General features: G+C 76.0%; 1 protein-coding gene. It reads right to left on the bottom strand.

Annotated elements, in window-relative coordinates; translation table 11 throughout:
- Positions 1–105: 105 nt before the first annotated feature.
- Positions 106–2,035 (bottom strand): SbcC/MukB-like Walker B domain-containing protein (locus tag ABZ646_RS45720; RefSeq protein WP_360533463.1); only part of this gene is annotated, 1,930 nt, incomplete at its 5' end.

The following is a 2,035-nucleotide window of genomic DNA, read 5'->3' as shown; positions in this document are numbered from 1 at the left end:
TCGTCCGACAGCGTCAACTCGGCCTTCGGCCGCCCCGTCCGTGCCATGGAGCAAGCCTATACATCTGAACAGAATTCCTGACTCAGAAGACTAGGTGCCGCGGCACTAGACGCCGCGCTGCCGCAGCTGGGAGCCCGACCTGCTCTTCGTGACCTCCAGTTGGGCGTGGATCCGGCGGCGCAGGTCGGCCACGTGGCTGACGATGCCGACACTGCGGTCGCGTTCGCGCAGCGAGTCGAGGACGTCGAGGACCTCGTCCAGGGTCTGGTCGTCGAGGCTGCCGAAGCCCTCGTCGATGAAGAGGGTGTCGAGGCGGACCCCGCCGGCCTCGTCGGTGACCACGTCGGCGAGGCCGAGCGCCAGGGCGAGGGAGGCGAAGAAGGTCTCGCCGCCGGACAGCGTGGCGGTGTCGCGTTCGCGTCCGGTCCAGGCGTCGACGACGTGCAGTCCGAGGCCGCTGCGGCCGCGTCCGGCGCGGTCGTCGGAGTGGACCAGGGTGTAGCGGCCGGACGACATGCGCTGCAGGCGGACGGTGGCGGCGGCGGCGACCTGTTCCAGCCGGGCGGCCAGGACGTACGACTCCAGGCGCATCCGGCGTTCGTTGTCGGCCGAGGTGCCCGCGGTGAGGGCGGCGAGCCGGGCGACCCGGTCGTACTCCTCGCGCAGCGGGGCGAGCCGGCGTACCTCCGCGGTGGCGCGGGCGGACAGCCGGTCCAGTTCCGTACAGCAGTGGTCGGCCCGGTCGCGGGCCGACGCGGCCTCACGCGCCGACCGGGCCGCCGCCGCTGCGGTGCGTTCGGCTCCGTCGAGGTCGGCGGGCGGCTGCTGCGCGGCGGCCGCGGTGTCCGTCTCGGCCAGCACCGCACGGACCGCCGCCTCCTGCGACTGCCTTTCGTCCAGGCGCCGTTGCAGCTCGCGGTGCGCGGTGTCGTCGAGCAGCGCGGCGGCCGCGGCCTGCGGCGTCTCGAAGCCGGCCCGGTAGGCGGCGTCCGCGAGCCGGGCGTCGGCGTCCTTCAGATGCCGGGCGGTGTCCTCGGCGGCGCGCGCGGTGTCGGCGGCTTCGGTGAGCAGTGCCACCTGCCGCTCGAGCTGCGCGGTCCGCGCCGCCACACTGTCCGCACTCCCCCGCGCCTTGGTCAGCTCCGCCTCCAAGGAGGCGTGTTCGGCGTCGAGACCGTCGCGCCGGGTGACCCGGGAAGCGGCCCGGACCTCGGCCTGCCGGCGGTCGGTCAGCCGGCGCTCGCGCTCCCGCTCGGCCAGCCGCAGCTCCTCCTGCGCCGGGTGCAGGTCGGAGGCGGCACCCCGGGCCCGGCGGTACTCCTGCTCCAACTCGTCCGCCTGGGCGGCCAGTCGGTCGGTGGGCGTGTCCTCGGCCGCGGCGGTGGCGGCGGCCAGGGCCTCGCGTGCGGTGGCGAGACGACGTTCGTCCTGGGCGCGCCGCGCGTCGGCGCGCTGGTGGGCGGCTTCCGCGCGCTCCTCCGCCTCTGCGTCGACATGGCCCGCGAACTTCCGTGCGGGTGCGGGGTGTTCGGTGGACCCGCAGACGGCACAGGGCTCGCCCGCCGTCAGCCGGGCGGCGAGCTCCGCGGCGATGCCGTTCAGGCGCTGCTCCTTGAGCCGCAGCCAGTGGGCCTTCGCCTCCAGGGCCAGCGCCTCGGAGGCGAGGGCGGTGCGCTGGGCTTCGTCGGTGTCCCGGCCGAGTTCGTCCCGCAGCCGGGCCGCCTCCAGCCGCCGGTGCGCGGGTTCGCGCTGCACGGCGAGCTGCTCGGCACGGGTCGCGGCCTCCTGTGCGGCGTCGATACGGGACTGGAGCGCGGCGCGGGTGGCGTCCCAGTCGGTGAGCCAGCTGTCGGCCTCCCGCAGGAGGTCCTCGTCCTCGCGCTCCTGCCGGTCGAGGCGGCCGCGCTCGTCGACGACCTCGGCGAGCCGTCGCTCGGCCCGGCGGGCGGACTCCAGGCCGCCCAGCTCCTCGGCGGCCCGGCGGGCGGCGCCCGCCAGCCCTGCCGCACCGGCTCCGGCGAAGGTGTCCGGCAGC

The sequence above is a fragment of the Streptomyces sp. NPDC007162 genome (assembly GCF_040634175.1).
Classification (GTDB): domain Bacteria; phylum Actinomycetota; class Actinomycetes; order Streptomycetales; family Streptomycetaceae; genus Streptomyces.
The sequence above is the reverse complement of the archived record's forward strand: the minus strand, read 5'-3'. Positions and strand labels throughout refer to the sequence as shown.